This is a genomic window from Candidatus Schekmanbacteria bacterium (assembly GCA_003695725.1).
In the GTDB taxonomy this organism is placed as follows: Bacteria; Schekmanbacteria; GWA2-38-11; order GWA2-38-11; family J061; genus J061.
Window position 1 is genome coordinate 1 of the sequence record RFHX01000219.1, and the last position, 5,024, is coordinate 5,024.

Consider the following 5,024-nt stretch of genomic DNA (forward strand, 5'->3'; position numbering starts at 1 on the left):
CTAATGTGGAGTATTGATATCGCAGGAATCGTTTCTGAGAATAAAAATGAATCATTTTTTGAAAAACTTTTTATCCTGACAAGAAAAATCAATGCCTATGTCCCCCTTTATTATTCATTGAAGTATGTAAGGGAAAACAATTTGGCAGCCATCAATGATGATGTTTTGGATATTTTGAAAAATGGATTCAATGAGCGGTGGTTTGGTAGAAAAATTTATCATTTAATGAGTGAAGGGAGTGAAATTGGACAATACTTTGAACTTTTAATGTTGCAAACAAAAGGTAATTTTTTTGGAAAGTTGAAATTCTTTTTTGAATCAATATTTCCCCGCCCAAAGGTTATGAGAGAAATATATCCAGAAAAGGCCGGCAATTGCTTGTTTGCAGCTTATATCCGCCGCACAGTGTCGATTTTTGTGCTTTCATCGAGAATGCTGTTTAAACTAATCAGATGCTCTTATTATGAATCAACTGAGTGATGTTTTGTAAACTTACTTACTAAGCGCTTTTTTGCCAATATCTTTTCTAAAATGCATTTTTTCGAAGGAGATTAGAGATACGGCACTGTAAGCATTATCGATAGCTTCGGGAATCGAGTTTCCAAGAGCTGTTACGCCTAAAACTCTTCCCCCTGATGTGACATAGTTTTTGCCGTCATATTTAGTTCCAGCGTGAAAGACTTTAACATCTTTTCTATTTTCAAGCTTTTCCAGCCCTGTAATAATTTTCCCTTTTTCATAACTCTGTGGGTACCCTCCAGAAGCAAGGACAACACAAACTGCCGCATTGCTATTCCATTTAGGGGTTATTTTGCTTACATCTCCTTCTATACATTCATTAAATATATCTATAATGTCACTATCAAGACGCATTAGTATTGGTTGTGCTTCAGGGTCACCAAATCGAACATTGAATTCAAGAACAAAGGGCTTCCCATTCTTAATCATAAGCCCTGCATATAAAATCCCTTTATAGGGAGTTCCTTCTGAGCTCATACCTGAAATGGTTGGCTCTATTATATTGTCTATAATTAATTTCTTCACATCGTCTGTTACTATGGGCGCGGGAGAATATGCTCCCATTCCCCCGGTATTTAGTCCTTGGTCATTATCGAATACTCTTTTATGGTCTTGAGATGAGGGCATAGCAAGAAAGTTTTTACCATCACTGAATATTAAAAATGATGCTTCTTCACCTTCAAGAAATTCCTCAATGAGAATTTTTCTTCCTGCTTCCCCAAATTCCTTTTTTTCCATTGTTTTTTCAATTGCCTCTTCTGCTTCTTTTTTATTGTTACAGATTAAAACACCTTTACCGGCGGCAAGTCCGTCTGCTTTTATGACACAGGGTAAAGATATGCTATGAACATATTTTCTTGCCTCTGAAGGATCATCGAATGATTCAAATTTTGCCGTTGGAATGTTATGGCGCTTCATAAACTCTTTTGAGAACAGTTTGCTGCTTTCAAGTCGAGCTGCCTTTTGTGATGGACCAAAAACTTTGATCCCCTCTGCCTTCATTTTATCGACTATTCCAAGGGAAAGAGGCAATTCAGGCCCTACTACTACTAAATCTATCTTTTCATTTTTTGAAAATTCAACAAGCTCATCAACTGATTCCGCACTAATGTTGATGCATTCTGCTTCTTTGGCAATGCCGCCGTTACCCGGAGCGCAGAATATTTTTTCGACCTTCTTTGACTGTGAAATTTTCCAAACTAATGCGTGTTCTCTGCCACCGGAACCGACGACAAGTACCTTCATAAATATACCTCCATAGGTTTTTCAAATTATAGATTATTGAAATCAGACACATCTGATATTAAATTAAAAGAAGGGATTTATATAACTAAAAAATATTTCTTTTTCAATAAGTTAAAATGAGGTGAATAAGATGAGCATAATAACTATCTCGAAGGAATTTGCAAGTGGTGGACGGAAAATCGCAGAGCTTGTTGCCGAGAAGCTTTCCTTCTCCTATTTCGATAGAGAGATTGTCAAGGAAGTTGCTTTGAAGTCAAAGGTTCCAGAAATAGCTGTAGAAGAATATGACCAAGACCACTACAATGCTATGCGTGTATTCTTTTCACGAGTTATCGACCCTGTGTTGAGTAGTGCTCGATATAAAAATTTAACGATAGCAACAGGTGGAGACGGTGATAAAGAAAGACGAAGAAGAAAACGATTCAAACCTTATGAATGTGAAGTTTATGGATGGCTCGACAGTGATATTTTCAGAGAGATGATAGAATCTTTTTTATGCGAGTTGGTTGAAAAAAGTAATGCAGTAGTTGTAGGCAGAGGAGCCCAATGTATTTTGAAGGATTATACAAATGTTTTACATGTCCGAATCGTAGCCCCTTTGGATTACAGGATTAAACGGGCAATAGAAGAAAAAAAGATTTCTGAAAAGGAAGCTAAAAATACGATTTTAGAAATTGATAAAAGACGACAGACTTACATTCGGCATTCATATGGTGTAGATTGGAACGACCCGACTCTTTACCATCTCGTAATCAATACAGGCAGAATCGATATAGAATCTGCCGCTGATCTTATCGTAGCTACCTATAAAGAATTTTTTAAAATTTAAACAAGTTATTTAACTACTTCCTGATTTTTTAGATGCCCTTAGAATTAGATATGTAATCAAGATGCCAGCAGTGAATGCTATAATAAATATTACAATGATAGGTACGTCTTCACTTGAAGTTTTTATTTCAGCGCTGTTGTGAAGATTTCTTGCCATTTCAACTTCCATAGTTTTGAGTGAAATAACTGGTGTCTGCATCTGATATTTTAATACATTTTCAATTTTATATTTCTTCAACCCCTTTGGTTTCTTAAACTCAAAGGTTTCCTTCCTCGCTTCCTTTGGGGCAATTCTATTGTCACTTACTACTCTTGTTGCATAGAAGAAGATATCTTTTATATTGTCTAAAATTTTGCCAGTCTCGTCTGCTAGAACTTTTTGATATATTCTGGATTGGGAAGCGATTACATCATCTTTTTCGTTCAATAGGTTGACTTCAAGAATTATCTTTCGTGTGGGAATTCCAGTTGGAATTTTATGCCCCGATTCTCTGTTTAGAACGGTAGTGTTGACAACGATTTTATCTCCCAAATCTTCAACTTTTGAAGAAAGTGTTGCGGCTTTATTTAGTTTTATTTGCGAATGTCCGCCAAAAACCGAATGGTCTCTAGCAAAATTGTTTGTCTTTTTTACATCTTGATTTACATCATAGATGCCGAACATTTCTGGCATATGACAGTTTTGACACTTAATTCCTTCTTTGCTGTATGAGCTTTCAGACCATTCTGAATAGGTGCCGAGAATGGTTACTCCATTTTTCCCCTTCATTTCATGACAGGCGCCGCATATTTTTGCTGTCCTATGTACTTTAGATTCCTTTATTTTGTGTGCAGGGGAAGTGATATTGGCAAAAGGCCCTCTCATAGTATCACCCGGTTTATTGATTATGACAGGTATATTTTGATTCATATCAATACTGTCTATGGAATGGCAGAATGAGCATGTAATCCCTTCAGACGATATGTCCGCTTTCAATTCATAATCTTCTGTCACTCTTGTAGTAGGGCTATGACACTGAAGGCAAAATTTTCTTGCTTCGTTCCCCTTATCTTTTATTGCTTCCATAAAAGATACTTCGAATATAGGGTCCGATATAGATGCTGAATGCATTGAAGCTTTCCAATTTTTGTATATATCGGTGTGGCATTTTTTGCATACATTGCTCGAAGTAAAATCTCTACGGTTTACTTTTATTGCACTCCCAACATCCTGAATGGGGAATAATGATAAAATGAAAAATAACATAATCTGGAAAAATATTAGACTTCCTGCCCTCCTGCAATTCATAGTTTTCCTCCTATTAAATAATATGGAAGAGATAATAAAAATTATCAGACATTTTTCATAAAACTAAAGATATTGATAACAGGAATTTGGTCATTTTGTCAATTTTTGCTTTTGAATATGCTAAAAATGACAAAAAAAAAATTGACACTAAAAAAAATTTCATTAAAAAACAACAAGTTATTTTTTTTAAAAAATGGCATAAATATTGCAATAACTTAAAATGGATAGTTTGAGAATCGTGATATAGTGTTGGTCAAATCACAACAACTATCAAACTAAAAGAGTGAAGGAGGTGATAAAGAGATGAAAAAAACCAATTTGCTTGTCTTTGCAGTTGCTGTAATGTTTCTTATGGCAGTTTCTGTTGGTTTTGCAGCCGAAAAATTTGAAATTCCTGAAAAAATTACAATTGATATCGTAAAGGAGAAGAAACCAGCGGTTGTTTTCCCTCATAAGGCGCATATTGACAGAGGTACGCCATGTATTAAGTGCCATCATAAGAGAGAAGGCGATGCAAAACCACGGAAATGTGAAGAATGCCATGACAAAACAAAGGATGAGGGGAAAAAGATTGCTATCAAAGGCAATCCTCCAACAAGCTCAAAGAAGGGCATTTTTCATGTAAGATGCATTTCCTGTCATAGGGAACAGAGAGCAAAGAATCCATCAACGAAGGCACCAACTGTTTGTACGAAATGCCATAAGAAGTAAGTTTTTTTCTTTGGCGAAATTGATTATGATGGGGGAGAGGAAATTATTCCTCTCCCCAATATTAAATTAATTAAAAATTGCTGAATTGAGTGTGTGAATGTGAAAAAAGATAAAAAAAATCCAGTCATAGATTTTTTAAGTTCAATTAGGTTAGCCATATATCTTCTAATAATATTAGCTCTTGCCTCCATAATTGGGACTGTTATTCAACAGGAAGGCACTGAATCACAGCAGAAAATCATTCTAAACCTTGGCTACAATGTTAGCAATGCTCTTAGTTTTTTTGGCATTATAGATAAACCTCAATCAATGGATAAGATTTATGAAATCGGTCTAAAAGCATACAACATCTTTGATAAAGCACAGCTTTTTGATATGTATCATTCATGGTGGTTTATTGCATTGATAATCCTTTTTGCAATAAATCTATTTC

General features: G+C 35.3%; 6 protein-coding genes. 4 read left to right on the forward strand and 2 right to left on the reverse strand.

The features are described 5' to 3' along the window. A partial coding sequence (locus D6734_08525; protein RMF94100.1) for a hypothetical protein occupies positions 1-480 on the forward strand: 480 nt, incomplete at its 5' end. A 12-nt stretch (positions 481-492) separates the two neighbouring features. On the opposite strand, the gene purD is transcribed toward D6734_08525, so the two are convergent. Further along, entirely contained in the window at positions 493-1,764 is a 1,272-nt protein-coding gene (gene purD, locus D6734_08530; GenBank protein ID RMF94101.1) for a phosphoribosylamine--glycine ligase, read from the reverse strand. A gap of 130 nt (positions 1,765-1,894) precedes the next feature. Between purD and D6734_08535 the strand changes: the two genes are divergently transcribed. Then, the gene (locus tag D6734_08535; protein ID RMF94102.1) at positions 1,895-2,593 is read left to right on the forward strand and encodes a cytidylate kinase-like family protein; all 699 of its coding nucleotides are present in this window, start codon (positions 1,895-1,897) and stop codon (positions 2,591-2,593) included. A gap of 9 nt (positions 2,594-2,602) precedes the next feature. On the opposite strand, the gene D6734_08540 is transcribed toward D6734_08535, so the two are convergent. Then, positions 2,603-3,880, reverse strand: a complete 1,278-nt coding sequence (locus D6734_08540; protein ID RMF94103.1) for a hypothetical protein — start codon at positions 3,878-3,880, stop codon at positions 2,603-2,605. A gap of 303 nt (positions 3,881-4,183) precedes the next feature. On the opposite strand from D6734_08540, the gene D6734_08545 reads away from it, so the two are divergent. Further along, positions 4,184-4,591: a hypothetical protein gene (locus tag D6734_08545; GenBank protein ID RMF94104.1), complete on the forward strand. Its 408-nt coding sequence runs from the start codon at positions 4,184-4,186 to the stop codon at positions 4,589-4,591. Positions 4,592-4,690: 99 nt separating this feature from the next. Continuing rightward, positions 4,691-5,024: hypothetical protein (locus D6734_08550; protein ID RMF94105.1), on the forward strand; the 334-nt coding region annotated here is incomplete at its 3' end.

What these genes read in the sequence shown, in the direction of transcription:
- purD (RMF94101.1), bottom strand. Translation starts at nt 1,764, where the DNA reads ATGAAGGTACTTGTCGTCGGTTCCGGTGGCAGAGAACACGCATTAGTT.
- D6734_08535 (RMF94102.1), top strand. Translation starts at nt 1,895, where the DNA reads ATGAGCATAATAACTATCTCGAAGGAATTTGCAAGTGGTGGACGGAAA.
- D6734_08540 (RMF94103.1), bottom strand. Translation starts at nt 3,880, where the DNA reads ATGAATTGCAGGAGGGCAGGAAGTCTAATATTTTTCCAGATTATGTTA.
- D6734_08545 (RMF94104.1), top strand. Translation starts at nt 4,184, where the DNA reads ATGAAAAAAACCAATTTGCTTGTCTTTGCAGTTGCTGTAATGTTTCTT.